17 protein-coding genes are annotated in these 12,486 nt (G+C 63.7%); 5 read left to right on the top strand and 12 right to left on the bottom strand.

Annotated elements, in window-relative coordinates; genetic code table 11:
* Positions 1 to 212: 212 nt before the first annotated feature.
* Positions 213 to 773 carry a GNAT family N-acetyltransferase gene (locus FJ417_RS31370; RefSeq protein ID WP_140710228.1) on the top strand — a complete coding sequence of 187 codons (561 nt, stop codon included), beginning with the start codon at positions 213 to 215 and terminating at the stop codon, positions 771 to 773.
* Here FJ417_RS31370 and FJ417_RS31365 read toward each other — a convergent pair.
* Complete coding sequence (locus FJ417_RS31365) at positions 770 to 3,244, bottom strand: EAL domain-containing protein (RefSeq protein WP_140786122.1); 2,475 nt, start codon at positions 3,242 to 3,244, stop codon at positions 770 to 772. The genes FJ417_RS31370 and FJ417_RS31365 overlap by 4 nt on opposite strands.
* Positions 3,245 to 3,313: 69 nt before the next feature.
* Between FJ417_RS31365 and FJ417_RS31360 the strand changes: the two genes are divergently transcribed.
* Positions 3,314 to 3,553, top strand: coding sequence for a hypothetical protein (locus FJ417_RS31360; RefSeq protein WP_140786121.1), 240 nt, complete (start codon positions 3,314 to 3,316; stop codon positions 3,551 to 3,553).
* Here the strand turns inward: FJ417_RS31360 and FJ417_RS31355 are convergent.
* From FJ417_RS31355 to FJ417_RS31330, 6 genes are all read right to left on the bottom strand, one after another.
* Complete coding sequence (locus FJ417_RS31355; protein WP_140786120.1) at positions 3,543 to 3,941, bottom strand: DUF1801 domain-containing protein; 399 nt, start codon at positions 3,939 to 3,941, stop codon at positions 3,543 to 3,545. The genes FJ417_RS31360 and FJ417_RS31355 overlap by 11 nt on opposite strands.
* 78 nt (positions 3,942 to 4,019) lie before the next feature.
* Entirely contained in the window at positions 4,020 to 4,463 is a 444-nt protein-coding gene (locus FJ417_RS31350; protein ID WP_140786119.1) for a DUF1801 domain-containing protein, read from the bottom strand.
* Positions 4,463 to 4,696: a hypothetical protein gene (locus FJ417_RS31345; RefSeq protein ID WP_140786118.1), complete on the bottom strand. Its 234-nt coding sequence runs from the start codon at positions 4,694 to 4,696 to the stop codon at positions 4,463 to 4,465. Before FJ417_RS31345 ends, FJ417_RS31350 begins: the two co-directional genes overlap by 1 nt.
* Before the next feature lie 39 nt (positions 4,697 to 4,735).
* Positions 4,736 to 5,128, bottom strand: a complete 393-nt coding sequence (locus FJ417_RS31340) for a VOC family protein (protein WP_140647937.1) — start codon at positions 5,126 to 5,128, stop codon at positions 4,736 to 4,738.
* Between the two features lie 78 nt (positions 5,129 to 5,206).
* Entirely contained in the window at positions 5,207 to 5,617 is a 411-nt protein-coding gene (locus tag FJ417_RS31335; RefSeq protein WP_140658085.1) for an SRPBCC domain-containing protein, read from the bottom strand.
* Positions 5,614 to 5,937, bottom strand: a complete 324-nt coding sequence (locus tag FJ417_RS31330) for a metalloregulator ArsR/SmtB family transcription factor (protein ID WP_140647935.1) — start codon at positions 5,935 to 5,937, stop codon at positions 5,614 to 5,616. Before FJ417_RS31330 ends, FJ417_RS31335 begins: the two co-directional genes overlap by 4 nt.
* Before the next feature lie 51 nt (positions 5,938 to 5,988).
* On the opposite strand from FJ417_RS31330, the gene FJ417_RS33890 reads away from it, so the two are divergent.
* Positions 5,989 to 6,111, top strand: coding sequence for a hypothetical protein (locus tag FJ417_RS33890; RefSeq protein WP_281405938.1), 123 nt, complete (start codon positions 5,989 to 5,991; stop codon positions 6,109 to 6,111).
* A 10-nt stretch (positions 6,112 to 6,121) separates the two neighbouring features.
* On the opposite strand, the gene FJ417_RS31320 is transcribed toward FJ417_RS33890, so the two are convergent.
* Positions 6,122 to 6,589, bottom strand: coding sequence for an NUDIX hydrolase (locus FJ417_RS31320; protein WP_140786117.1), 468 nt, complete (start codon positions 6,587 to 6,589; stop codon positions 6,122 to 6,124).
* A gap of 248 nt (positions 6,590 to 6,837) precedes the next feature.
* Positions 6,838 to 7,134 (bottom strand): hypothetical protein, encoded by a 297-nt coding sequence (locus tag FJ417_RS31310; protein WP_140647934.1) that lies wholly within the window; start codon positions 7,132 to 7,134, stop codon positions 6,838 to 6,840.
* On the opposite strand from FJ417_RS31310, the gene FJ417_RS31305 reads away from it, so the two are divergent.
* Both FJ417_RS31305 and FJ417_RS31300 read left to right on the top strand, forming a co-directional pair.
* Positions 7,123 to 7,563, top strand: coding sequence for a hypothetical protein (locus tag FJ417_RS31305; protein WP_181183348.1), 441 nt, complete (start codon positions 7,123 to 7,125; stop codon positions 7,561 to 7,563). The genes FJ417_RS31310 and FJ417_RS31305 overlap by 12 nt on opposite strands.
* A gap of 32 nt (positions 7,564 to 7,595) precedes the next feature.
* Positions 7,596 to 8,192, top strand: coding sequence for an invasion associated locus B family protein (locus tag FJ417_RS31300; RefSeq protein WP_140786115.1), 597 nt, complete (start codon positions 7,596 to 7,598; stop codon positions 8,190 to 8,192).
* A gap of 251 nt (positions 8,193 to 8,443) precedes the next feature.
* Here FJ417_RS31300 and FJ417_RS31295 read toward each other — a convergent pair whose 3' ends face one another.
* The 3 genes from FJ417_RS31295 to kdpC are packed head-to-tail and all read right to left on the bottom strand — an operon-like array spanning position 8,444 to position 12,474.
* Positions 8,444 to 9,136 carry a response regulator transcription factor gene (locus FJ417_RS31295; protein ID WP_140647932.1) on the bottom strand — a complete coding sequence of 231 codons (693 nt, stop codon included), beginning with the start codon at positions 9,134 to 9,136 and terminating at the stop codon, positions 8,444 to 8,446.
* Positions 9,133 to 11,856 carry a sensor histidine kinase KdpD gene (locus FJ417_RS31290; RefSeq protein WP_140786114.1) on the bottom strand — a complete coding sequence of 908 codons (2,724 nt, stop codon included), beginning with the start codon at positions 11,854 to 11,856 and terminating at the stop codon, positions 9,133 to 9,135. The genes FJ417_RS31295 and FJ417_RS31290 overlap by 4 nt, the downstream gene beginning before the upstream one ends.
* A 54-nt stretch (positions 11,857 to 11,910) precedes the next feature.
* Positions 11,911 to 12,474, bottom strand: coding sequence for a potassium-transporting ATPase subunit KdpC (gene kdpC, locus FJ417_RS31285; RefSeq protein WP_140786113.1), 564 nt, complete (start codon positions 12,472 to 12,474; stop codon positions 11,911 to 11,913).
* Positions 12,475 to 12,486: the final 12 nt, after the last annotated feature.

Below are 12,486 nucleotides of genomic sequence, written 5' to 3'. Positions count from 1 at the left end.
CGCCAACTTCATGGGCTTCGTCAAACTCGCCGCTATCGCCATCTGGCTCAAATAGTTAAATCGTCACCACCGCCTAGCATCGCCGGGCGAAAAGCCCATAGCGATGCAGCCGTGCCATGGCCGTTATGGCTGGAAGAGCCAACGCATTGGCCTGGCTCTTGATCGAGCGTGCTGTTTTGCTAAGCGCTGTCGCGTCGATGGAGGGCAATGCCATGAGCATCAGGACGGAAGCCGGCGTGCCGCTTCTCGAAACAGCGCGCACCGTTTTGCGGCCGCACAGGCTGGACGATTTTGAAACCTATGCCGTCATGTGGGCGGAGCCCGCCGTCACCCGTTTCATCGGCGGCAAGCCGCGCACGCGCGAGGAGAGCTGGATGCGCTTCCTGCGCCATGCCGGCCTGTGGTCGCTGATCGGCTACGGTTTTTGGGCGATCGAGGACAAGGAGACGAAGCGCTTCATCGGCGAGGCCGGGTTCCACGATCTGAAGCGTGAGATCGAGCCGTCGATCGAAGGCGTGCCGGAGGCAGGCTGGGCGCTGGCCTCGGAGGCGCATGGCCAGGGGCTTGCGAGCGAAGTCGTCGGGCGGATCGTCGCCTGGAGCGACGAGGCGTTGGGGCAGGCGAGAACCGTCTGCATCATCGATCCGGAAAACGGCGCTTCGCTCAAGGTGGCCGAAAAGAACGGCTATCGCGAAATCCTGCGCACCACCTATCACGAAAAGCCGACGATCCTGTTGGAGAGGCCGGCCGGATCGAGCGGCGCCAAGGCCTAACCAGCTTTGCGGCGCAGGGTCTTGGCCAGCGTGTCCCAGGCATCCGTCACCGCACCCTGTGCCGTGTGCCCGCCGGCCGCGTCGAATGGCTGGGGTCGCGCGATCGCATAGCCCTGCGCATAATCGACGCCGATCGCTTTCAAGGCTTCGACGATGCCGTCGCTTTCGACGAATTCGGCGATGGTGCGTTTTCCGGTCACCTTGCCGATATGATGGATCATCTCGATCATCGCGCGATCGATGCGGTCGTCGAGCATGTCCTTGACGAAGCTGCCGTCGATCTTGAGGTAATCGACCGGCAAACGCTTCAGATAGGCGAAGGACGACATGCCGGAGCCGAAATCGTCGAGCGCGAAGCGGCAGCCCAGCCCGCGCAGGTCGGCGATGAAACGCATGGCCTCGGTCAGGTTGGCGATGGCGCTGGTTTCGGTGATCTCCAGGCAGATCGTTTCGGGCGCAATGGCGTGCGCGGCGAACTGCTCGCGCATGAAGCCGAGAAACGTCTCGTCGCCGAACGTGGCGCCGGAGAGATTGATCGCGCAGGTGGATATCGGCGTCGCGCGCGGATCGGTGCGTCTGGCCGCCAATGTGGCGAAAGCGTTGCGCACCACCCAGCGATCGATCGCCGGCATCAATCCGTAGCGCTCCGCCGCCGGAATGAAGCTCTGCGGGGTGACGAAGCTGCCGTCGTCGTCGGTCAGCCTGAGCAGGATTTCGATATGCGCGCCTGGCTCGGCAATATCGTCCCGCAGCGGCGCGATCTCCTGCGCATGCAGCCTGAAGCGGTTCTCGTCCAGTGCGGCATGCAGGCGCTGCACCCAGGCCATCTCGCCGAAGCGCTCGCGCAACGCCGTGTCGCCGTCGCTGTGGATCTGGACGCGGTTGCGGCCCTTTTCCTTGGCCATGTAGCAGGCGACATCGGCGGCGCGCAGCACCTCCTCCAGCGTCATGCCGACATTGGCGACTTCGACCATGCCGATGCTGACGCTGGTGTTGAAGGGACGCCCTTCCCAGGAAAAGTGCAGATCCTGGACCGTCGCGCGCAACCTTTCGGCGGTGGCGGCGGCACAGTCGGTATCGCAATCGAAGAGCAGCACGCCGAACTCGTCGCCGCCCAGTCTCGCCAGGATGTCGCCGGGCGGCAGCTCATTGGCGAGCAGCACCGAGATCTGGCGCAGCAGCTGGTCGCCGGCGGCATGGCCGCAGGTATCGTTGACCAGTTTGAACTGATCGAGGTCGAGATACATCAGCGCGTGCCGGCGGGGCCTTTCCGGCGCTTCGGAGATCGCGCTCGCCAGACGGTTCTCGAAGTCGCGGCGGTTGACGAGACCGGTCAGCGCATCATGCGATGCCTGCCACGACAGCCGCTCGATATAGTCCTGCTCACGTGTCATGTCGTGCAGGGCAAGGACGCACCCCAGGATCGTGCCGGAGACGATCAGCGGAGCACCGTTCAGCGCCACCGGCACGACCGAACCGCCGGGACGCTCCAGAAGCTGCGGGCGCACATTGGAGCGGCGCGGCTCGCCCGCCAGCAGGCGCGGGACCAGATCGGTCTCCTCGACGCCGCTGTCCTTGTCGACGAGCCGGAACAATGAGGCGACCGGCCTGCCCCTGGCGGCGGCCAGCGAACAGGCAAGCAGCCTTTCCGCTCCGGCATTCATATAGTCCAGCCGCCCCTCGGCATCGGTGCTGATGACGGCCTGGCCGATCGAAGCCAATGTGATCTGGGCACGCTCGCGCTCGGCATTGAGAGCGTTCTGGAAGGCCTGGCGTTGCTTCATCAGCTTGCGCGTGCGCCAGACGGCAAGCAGGATAAGCAGTGCGGCGGTGGCGAGATTGGCCGCCGTCAGCGCCATCTTGATGAAGCGCGATCCCTCGCCCAGACTGTCGGAAAAGGCTTTGGAGAGTGGCCCGATCCGGAGATCGAGCTGGTGGATTTGCGCCTTCCAGAGACTGATCTCGGCCGTCGAGGCCGGTCCGTTCTCAAGCCTGCGATGCATGTCGTCGCCAAGGCTTTCGATGGCGAGGATCATTTCGTCGGCCGTAGCCCAGTGGCGGATGGCGATGTCGAGATAGCTCACGGCGCGAAAATTCCGGAACAGCCAGATCATGCCGGCGACATCGTCGGGATGGTTGTTGCCGCCAAGAAAGCCGAGCCTGGCCGCATTCGCGTCGGGCTCGGCCTGTTCGAGCGCAAGCCGCGCGGCGCGATCGGCCAGCGGCACGGCGATGGCTTGACGATATTCGCTGAAATACTCTCCCCGGCCGGTGTCGGCATAAAGGCTGAGGAAATAGATGGCGTGCTTCTGTCCCTTCGACCATTGGCTTTCGCCGCCGACATAGGCGCGGACAGCTGACAGCGTGTGGAGGCTAAGCGTCGCAACCAGTGCCTGGATCAGGACGACCGCGACGAAGGGCCAGACCAGTCCGATGAGACGCGGGGCGGCATCGGTCGATGACAGCTTCATCCCATTCCCATGGAGCGTGCGCGGGCTCCCTCGGTGTCTGTCCGACTGGCTCATCCGCCGGTTGAGACGATGTTTTTCCCCACATGTCGTCCGGTTACTGGCGACATCAATCCAGATAGCGTGCCTGGCTTAACAGCCGATAAATTTGTTCAGTATTTGTTTTATGAGTTGTTGCTCAGCAACAAAAGGATGCGTACGCCGCTTGATGCCGATATTTTTGTGCGTAGTATCGATCCAGAGTGCGGGGACCCGGAAGAAAAAGCCGGCAACATCAATCCGATAGCGCCCCAGCTGCCTCTCAGCGTTTAGCCTTGGATCTGTTGAGGGCCACGGCTTCGCGAACGAGCGCCTTCAGGGCATCGGCGTCGACCGCGTCGCCCTCCTTGAAATCGATGGCGCGCCTGGTGTTGCCTTCGAGGCTGGAGTTGAAGAGCTTCTTGGGATCGGACAGCGCCGCGCCTTTGGCGAAGGTCAGCTTGACGACGGCCTTGTAGGTCTCGCCGGTGCAGATGATGCCGGCATCCTCCCAGACCGGCACGCCGCGCCATTTCCATGTCTCGACGGCTTCCGGCGCGGCTTGCCTGATCAGGGCGCGGAGCCGGACAAGCGTCTCGCCGCGCCAGTCGCCGAGTTCCTTGATCCTTCCGTCGATCAGCTCGGATGCAGACTTGTCGTCCTGCGCGCTGCCTTCTTGCATATCCGCTTCTCCTTCGGGCTGGATAAGAGATCGCCACCATGGCCTTTTCAGGGAGGCGACGCTTGATCTTTCGTGCGCTTACATCCGTTCACCGGGCAACTGGCTCGCCTGCTTCACCCAGGAAACGAATTGCTCCTCGTCGAGCCGGTCGCTCTCATGGATGTGGAAATAGCGCGTATCCTTGCTCCTGGATTCGACGGGCGGCACGGGTTCCAGCGACAGGCCGCGGAAGAAGGCCACCTTGATGTATCTGGCGAAGCAATGGACGCCGAGGAACCAGCCTTCGCCTTCCATTCCGTAGAAGGGAGAGTTCCATTTGACGGCCTTCTGCACGTTGGGAACGGCCTCAACGATGAGCTGGTCGAGCCGGCGCTCGACCTCGCTCTTCCAGCCCGGCATCGCCGCGATATAGGCCTGGACGGGCGCGTCGCCATAGCCCTTGGCGATCTGCGGGTTGCCGCCTGAAAGCAGGACAGGTTCCGCGTCCACGGATCGCGCAACCTTTGCTTTTGCCTTCGCCATCAGGCCGATCCCGTTCGCTCGCTCGTCTGCTCGCTGCGCCACCTGACGGCATAGGGCAGCACGAACATGTAGAGCCCGCTGAACAGCAGCAGGAAAAGCGGGATCAACGGCGAATAGACGATCCAGGCGGGCGGTGGGCCCATGGCCATGGCGGCGAAATTGGCAATGACGGTGACGGTGAAGATGATCGACAGCCAGCGGTGAAGCTGCCTGATCCATTTGCTCCAGTTCAATCTAACCTCCCTTGCAAATGACGATACGGATCGAGTTGCCTACCAGCGCGCCAGCTGCGAAAGCTGAATGAGGTTGCCGCAGGTGTCGTTGAGCTGGGCGATGGTCGCGCCGGTCACCGCGGTAGGCGCCATGGCAAAGCTGCCGCCATTGGCCTTGATGCGCTCATGGTCGCTCTTGATGTCGTCGGTGAATAGCATCAGCGCCGGCTGGCCCTGCTTGAAGATGGCCTGCTGATAAGTCTTTGCCGCCGGATTGTCGTTGAGGGCCAGCTGCAGTTCAGTGCCGTCCGGATCGTCAGGCGAGGTGACGGTCAGCCAGCGAAAAGGCCCGTTGGTGAAGTCGGCCTTCTTGGTGAAGCCCAGGACGTCGGTGTAGAACCGAAGAGCCTTTTCCTGGTCGTCGACATAGATGCTGGTCAGCTTGATCTTCATTGTCGTGTCTCCATTGCTTGCGCCCGCGGTTTGCCGCCCCGCCAGGACCGTGTCTGTTTTTTGAAGCTTCGGCGGACTTCAATCTATCCGCGAAAGCAGCTGCTCCAGGGCGGTGAAGTTGCGCTTCCAGCCCACCGTGGCGCCGCGGTAGTACGGCTCCTGATCGGTGCGGAAGCCGACCTGCTCCATGCGCAGATGCGTGCCCGTGCCAGTCGGGGTGAGCGTCCAGGTGACGACGCTCTCGAGGTCCTTGGTGTCCCAGCTGTAGGACAGGGTCCTGTTGGGCTCGACCGTCCGCACTTGGCAGTCGACGCCTCCCCATTCCGCGCTCAGATTGAAGCGATGGTCCACGACCGGCTTGAAGCTGTTCTTCATCAGCCACTCCTCGATGAGATGCGGTTGGGTGAGCGCGCGCCAGATCTTTTCCGGCGGAAAAGGTATCTCGCGCTCGACGATGACGGAGCGCGTTGCGGCCGGCACTTCATTCATTGATCCATCCTTTTGAGCAGTTCCTCCAGATCGTCGAACCGGCTTTCCCAAAACCCCGCCATGTCGCGCGTCCAGTCCATCAACGGCGCCAGCGCCTTGAGCTGCGCGCTGTAATGGGTCTGGCGGCCCTCATGGCGATCGCGCACCAGTCCCGCCTCCTTGAGGACGCCCAGATGCTTCGACACCGCCGGCTGCGATACGCCGGCCTGCGCGGTCAGGGCACCGACCGTCTGCTCGCCCTGGCGGCACAGACGTTCGAAGATGGCGCGCCGTGTCGGATCGGCAAGCGTCCTGAACAGTATATCGTGCGAGGCCGACATCTCAATCAATAACCCGTTGGCTATTGATTACGTATAACCACTGGGATATGTATGAGTCAAGCAGCGAATCGCCAGCCGAAGCAAAGCGACCGCAACAAGGGGCCGCTGCCCAGGGAATGGCTTTGGGCCTATACCGGCACGCCGGCACGACCTTTCCCGAACGACACCGAATAGGATGGTTGCTTTATGCCGGATCGACCGCCGGAACGGTCAGATCCCTAAGCAGCGTCGAAAGCTCCGGTTCGTCGATGAGCAGGGCGGCGTCGGCTGCTGGAAGCCATGCACGCTGCCGGTTCGCGGCTTCCTGCCAGTCGGCAAGCTCCTCGGTGACCTCGAGCAAATAGACCGCGACGTCCACGCGGATGAAGCCATTGGTCATGCGTTTCCAATAGGAATAGGTGCCGGCAGGCTGCTTCAGCGTCCTGCCGAGAACGCCTGCTTCTTCCTGGGCTTCGATCGTTGCCGCCTTGCGCCCGCTCTTGCCCTTCATCGGCCAACCCTTTGGCACAATGAAGCGCCGTGTGGTGCGTGAGGTGACCAGCAACACTTCCAGGTTGCCGTCTTCCCGCAAGCGATACGGAATGGCCGCCACCTGGCGGATCCGTTGGCCTTTCTTGGCTCTGCGAACTGCTTTCTTCTTGGTTGTTGCCATCCCAAATTCCGGTGAGAGCAGCATCCCTGCCATACGCTCTCGCGCGGCAAAAACCTGTCCTCCTGCAAACCCTAGAGCTTTTCACCGTTTCACGGAAACGACGAACCGCTCTATCTCTTTAGTTTTGACGCAATTCCCGACGGAAAACCGTGTCACACTTTTCCTGGAACTGCTCTAGAACCACCGCCCTTGCAATCCGGCAATTTGCCAGCAAGTAAGTCGGCTAATAAACTGAAAAAAACAAAATGTCAGCGGCAAACCCGTGAAATCGTGTTGCCGACCGCTTCCATCCGACAGGTCTTGTCATATACCGGCACATCGGGCTTGGGCTTGGGCGCGCTCTGCCGGTCAAGCTCGCGATACAATTGCTGTTGCTGCTGGTATTGCTGCCGCTGCAAGCGGTTCTGCAACTGCTGCAGCTGGTTCTGCTGCACCAATGCGTCGCGATTCGTCGGGATGACGATCTGCGCGTGAGACGACGCAACCTGAGAAATCGCTGCCGCCAGCACGGCGCCTGCCAGAACAGCCAGAGTGTGACGAAGCATCCGCACGGCTCCCATACGAAAAACCATGCACTTCATATAGTGCGGGCGGTCAATAACGCCATGGGCACTGCGAAACGTGATGCGGCCCACGGAAGCCGGCCGATTGGCTATGCCGTGACGCCGGCACTGGAGGTCGGGGCCGACATCCCGGTCAGCGACATCGCCAGCTTCCGCATCTACGGAAAGGCCAGCGTCGAATTCTCCACCAAGCAGTGGGCGATCGAGGGGCGTTTCGCCGCCGCCGAGAATCTGCCCGGCAACCCGGCATTGCACTTGACGGAAGCCATCGATTCGCCGCTCTATCGGGTCGGCGCCGGGCTGGAGCTCAATGGCGTCAACGGCGTTGGTCTGGCGGTCAGGTACAACGGCGCCTTCGGGGAAACGGTCAAGCAGAACGCGGTCAGCGTGTCTCTCAAGGTCAGCTTCTAGCTGACGCGGGGCGGCGGCCAAGAAGGGAAGTCATGAGGACGAAGTATGCGTATCTCGCGGCGATGCTGGCAGCCGCCTGCATTGCCTGTGTGCCGGCGGCGGGATTTGCCGCGCAGAACAAGGGCGACAAGGTGGCGCCAGCGGCCCAGCCCGCCGACGCAGCGGCCAAGCCGCAACTGCCGGGCGGCGCCTCGGCGCTGTCGGAAACGCATGGCGACTGGACGGTCAACTGCCAGGTCACCGGCACGAACAAGGTCTGCAGCCTGTCGCATCAGCAGTTCAACAAGCAGAGCGGCCAGCGGCTGCTGGCGATCGAATTGACGACCAAGACGGGCCAGGACGCCGCCGGCACGCTGGCGCTGCCCTTCGGGCTTGCCCTGGCCAACGGCATTTCGCTCGAGATCGACGACAAGAAGCTGGACGGGACGCTGCAGTTCAACACCTGCCAGGCGGTCGGCTGCCTGGTGCCGGTGACGTTCGATGCTGATACCACGCCGCTCTTGCAGAACGGGACCACGCTGAAGATCAACGCCACGGCGGCCGACACGACGCAGCCGATCTCCTTCACCATCTCGCTCAACGGCTTCGGCAGCGCGCTGGCGCGGACGGCGGACCTGTCGGCGGACTAGTTTGTCGGAGACCGGCCGACTGAACGCTTCGTCATCCACGGGCGAAGCAAGGAGCGAAGCGACGCGGCGCAGACCCGAGGATCCATTCCGTGACATAGGAGCGCCGCTCACGGTGCAGAATTCTGCACCGCTGCGCTCTACAATCCAGGTTACGGAATGGATCCCAGGGTCTCCGCGACGCCGCTTCGCGGCTGCTCCGCCCAGGGATGACGAGGTTGGAAGGCCTCGGCCAACCACCACGGTTTGCCTCGCTACTCCACCTCGCGCAGACGGTAGCCGACGCCGGTTTCGGTGATTATGTAGCGCGGCTGGTCCGGCGTCTTCTCGATCTTCTGCCGCAGCTGGCGCACATAGACTCTCAGATACTGGACGTCGGTGGAGTCGTTCCAGATCTGCTTCATCAGGAACTGGTGCGTCAGCACCTTGCCGGCATACTGCACGAGCATGCGCAGGATGTCGTATTCCTTGGGCGACAGTTTCACTTCCTTGTCCTCGACCTTGACGATGCGCTTCACTAGGTCGACGGAAAGGTCGCCGGTGTGGAACACCGGCTTCTCGCCCTGCTGCTGGAATTTGTGGCGCAGCGCCACGCGAATGCGCGCGACCAGCTCGTTCATGCCGAAAGGCTTGGTCACATAGTCATCGGCGCCGAGCTCGAGCGCGGCGACGATACCGGCCTCGTCGGTGCGGCTGGACAGGATGACGACCGGAACGTCGAGGCCGTCGCCGCGCCATTTGCCGAGCAGCTCGAGGCCGGTCATGCCGGGCAGGCCGAGATCGAGCAGGATAAGGTCGGGCCGTTCGGCCTGCATGAGTTCGATCGCCGCCTTGGCGTTAGGCGCCTCGGAGACCGCGTAGCCCTGGCTGCCGAGGCCGACGCGCAGCAATTTGCGGATCGGCGGTTCGTCGTCGACGACCAGGATGGAGACGGTCTGGTTCGTCATGCCGCGTCGTCCGTAAGGGGAGCGCCGAGCGCCGGCAACTCAGCCGGCAGCGGCATGCGGATGGTGAAGATCGCGCCCGGACGGTCGGTGCGGTTGGCCGCCGCGATCGTGCCGCCCATCGCCTCGATGAAGCCGCGGCTGATCGACAGGCCGAGACCGGTGCCGGCGCGCACCTGGTCGCGCTTGCGCACGCGGTAGAAGGTGTCGAATATCCGCTCCAAGTCGTCGGGCGGAATGCCCGGTCCCTCGTCCATCACCTGCAGGATGACGGCGCCGTTGTCGACCCAGGCTTGCAGCCGGATGGCGGAGCCGGGCGAGGCGTATTTGGCGGCATTGTCGAGGAGGTTGAACAATGCCTGCTCGAACAGAACGGGATCGAGCCGCAGCATCGGCAGGTCGGCCGAAATGTCGGTTTCTATTCTGTGTTCGGCGGTGATCTTCCGCGCCCGGTTCAGCGCCGATCCAACGACATCGCCGACATAGTGGAATGCGTGGTTTGGCTCCATCGCGCCCGACTCGATCCTGGTCATGTCGAGCAGATTGGCGATGAAGCGGTTCAGCCGCTCCGCTTCGCTGACAACCGTCGCCAGAAGTTCGGCGCGATCGTTTTCCGGCAGCGCCGGCGCGAATTCCTTCAGGGTGCCGGCCGCGCCCATGATCGCGGCAAGCGGCGTCTTCAAGTCATGCGAGATCGAGGTGAGCAGCGCCGAGCGCAAGCGGTCCGCTTCGGCGGCCAGCCTGGCGCGGTCGACATCGGCGACGAGCTGGACGCGCTCGATGGCGACCGCTGCCTGGTCGGCCAGGGCGTCGAGCAGCCGCTGCTGCTCGGGCGTCAGCAGGGGCCCTTGCTTGTCGTTGTCGAGGCCGACCACGCCGATCGCGGTGCGCCCCGTCCGCAGGGGGAGATAGAGGCGTTTTGCGCCAGGCAAGGTGTCGGCGCCGCGGCCGGCGGCACGGTTGTGCTCCCAGGCCCACCGGGCGGCCGCGATATCGGCTTCGGCCAGCGTGTCGTCCGGCGGATAGCCGGCCTTGACGGTGATGGTGCCGTTTTCCGGCAGGAGCAGCACGACGCGGACCTTCAGCATCGAGGCGATCTGGAAGGCGGTGGCCCACAGCACGTCGTCGAGCGTGCCGGCGCCGGCGAGCTTCTTGGAGAAGGAGTAGATGTCCTCGGTGGCGCGCGCCCGCGAGCGCGCGGCAACCGCCTGGCGCTGAACACGCGCGGTCAGGTTACTGGCGATCACGGCTACGACGAGGAAGACCGTGAAGGCGACGATGCTTTCCGGATCCCTGATCGTCAGCGTGTAGCGCGGCTCGAGGAAGAAGAAATTGAAGGCAAGCGCGCTGAGAAAACACGCATAGAGCGCCGGCCAGAGCCCGAAGGTCACGGCCGCGGTCAGCACGGCCAGAAGAAGGACGCTGGCAAGATTGCGGACGTCGAGGAACTGGTCGAGGATCGAGCTGACGGCTAGCGCGCCGGCGACATAGGCCGTCGAGAACAGATAGGGCCAGATCTGGACAGGCTTCTGCTCGGGCGCGGCCTTGACCCGTGCCGGCGGTGTGTCGCCATCGCGCTCGGCGCCTGAAATGACATGGACGCTGATGTCGCCGGCATTGCGGATCAGGTCATAGGTAAGCGAGCCCTCGATCAGCTCGCGCCAGCGCGAGCGGGTCGGCCTGCCGACGACGATATGGGTGAAGTTGTTCGCCGTCGCGTGGCGCACAATGTCCTGGGCGACGTTCTGACCGGGAATGGTGGCGATCTCGGCGCCGAGCTGTTCGGCAAGGCGCAGATTCCTGGCCAGGCGGTCCTTGTCCTCCTCGGACAAGCCGGCGAGCCGCGGCGTGTCCACGTGCAGCGCCGTCCAGGGCGCGCGCAGCCGGTCGGCGAGCCGGCGCGCATAGCGGATGCGGGCCGCCCCGCCAGGTTGCGAGTCGACGCAGACGAGAACCCGCTCGCCGGCCGCCCACGGGCCCGGAATGGCATGCGACTGCATGTGGTTGAGCAACTGCTCGTCGACGCGCTGGGCGGTGCGGCGCAGGGCCAGCTCGCGCAGCGCGGTCAGATTGCCGGGCGAAAAGTAATTCTCGATCGCGCGCTGCGCGGTGTTGGGGAAATAGACCTTGCCGTCCTGCAGACGTTTGATCAGGTCGTCGGGTGTGAGGTCGATGATCTCGATGTCGTCGGCCTCGTCGATGATGGAATCGGGAACCGTCTCGCGCACCCGGACGCGGGTGATCTGGGCGACGACGTCGTTCAGGCTTTCGACATGCTGGATGTTGAGCGTGGTGTAGACGTCGATGCCTTGCGCCAGGATCTCCTGCACATCGAGATAGCGTTTGGGGTGCCGGCTGCCGGGCGCGTTGGTGTGGGCAAGTTCGTCGATCAGGATCAGGGCAGGGCGCCGCTTCAGGATGGCGTCGATGTCCATCTCGTCGAGCGTCTGGCCGCGATACTCGACCAGGCGGCGCGGGATCACCTCATAGCCGTCGACCAGGGCCTGGGTTTCCTTGCGGCCATGGGTCTCGACAATCCCGATCACGACGTCGATGCCGTCGGCGCGGCGGGCGCGGCCCGCCATCAGCATCTCATAGGTCTTGCCGACGCCGGGCGCGGCGCCGAGAAATATGCGCAGACGGCCACGGCCCTCGCGCTCGGCATGCTCGAGGAGCGCGTCGGGGGAGGGTCGGTTCTTAGAGTCGGTCCTGTCGTCCGGCATCAGGTCCAATCATGAATTGCGCCGGGGATCGTGTCGATCCCCGGCGCGGGTGGATTACTTCAGCTCGTCCAGCGCCAGGTTCAGCGCCAGCACGTTGACCACCGGCTCCCCGAGGACGCCAAGCTCGCGGTCCTCGACATGGCTGTCGACCAGCGCCTTCACCTTGGCCTCGTCCACGGCGCGGGCCTTGGCGACGCGCGGCACCTGGAAATAGGCGGCCTCCGGGCTGATGTCGGGATCTAGGCCGCTGCCCGAGGTGGTGACGAGGTTCATGGGCACCGGCTGGTTCGGGTTCTCGGCCTTCAGCTTCCCGGCGTCACCCTTGATGCGGTCGATAAGCTTGGGATTGGTCGGGCCGAGATTCGAGCCGCCCGAGGACGCGGCGTTGTAACCGTCACCGGCCGCCGACGGCCGGCCGTGGAAATAGCGGTCGCTGGCGAAAGCCTGGCCGATCAGGCTGGAGCCGATGACCTTGCCATCCTTTTCGACAAGGCTGCCATTGGCCTGGATCGGAAACAGCGCCTGGGCAATGCCGGTCATGCCGATCGGATAGACGAGGCCGGTCAGCACGGTGAAGAAGACGATCATGACAAAGGCAGGTCTGAGTTGCTTGAACATAGGGGCAAATCC

The organism is Mesorhizobium sp. B3-1-7 (genome assembly GCF_006439385.1).
Taxonomy (GTDB): Bacteria; Pseudomonadota; Alphaproteobacteria; order Rhizobiales; family Rhizobiaceae; genus Mesorhizobium.
This window is presented reverse-complemented; position numbering and strand designations above follow the sequence as displayed.